Genomic DNA, 507 nt, shown 5'->3' on the forward strand with positions numbered 1-507 from the left:
CGTCGGCGTCACGCCGCGGGCGTGGCGGTCGAACAGCCTCTCGCCTAGCTCGGCCTCCAGCGCGCGTATCCGGGCGGTCACGTTGGACTGGACCATGTGCAACGCCTCGGCCGCGCGGTTCATGCCGCCGAGCCGGCACACCGTCTCGAACACACGCAGATCCGCCGCATCCATCACGCCGCCCTCCGCCCGTCCGCGCCACCGCCGATCATGCAGGGCCGATCATGCAGGTAAGTTCGTGCTTGTTGTGAAACAGGTGCCGGACCGTCGCGCCGGGCAGCGCGGCGAAGGCGGCGGCCGCGGCATGGTCGGTCGGTCCCTGGAACTTGATCGTGCAGACGATGCGCCGGGCGTGGCCGGTCCAGCGGCCGACCAGATCCAGCAGCCGGTCCGGATAGGCGATCACGTCGCAGACCAGCCAGTCGCACGGGCGCGGATCGACGCCGAAGGCGCTGCCCTGCGCGCAGGTCACGCCCGGCAGCGCCGCGACACGCGGGTCGAGCGGCG

The 507-nt window shown here is 72.2% G+C and carries 1 protein-coding gene and 1 pseudogene; both read right to left on the bottom strand.

Annotated features, from left to right (window positions below; genetic code table 11):
- The coding region (locus B8460_RS06625) for a helix-turn-helix domain-containing protein (protein ID WP_048860794.1) at positions 1-174 on the bottom strand (174 nt) is incomplete at its 3' end.
- 34 nt (positions 175-208) lie between these two features.
- Positions 209-507: pseudogene (locus tag B8460_RS21705) on the bottom strand (SAM-dependent methyltransferase); the annotation flags it as partial.

The organism is Acidisphaera rubrifaciens HS-AP3 (assembly GCF_000964365.1).
GTDB lineage: Bacteria > Pseudomonadota > Alphaproteobacteria > Acetobacterales > Acetobacteraceae > Acidisphaera > Acidisphaera rubrifaciens.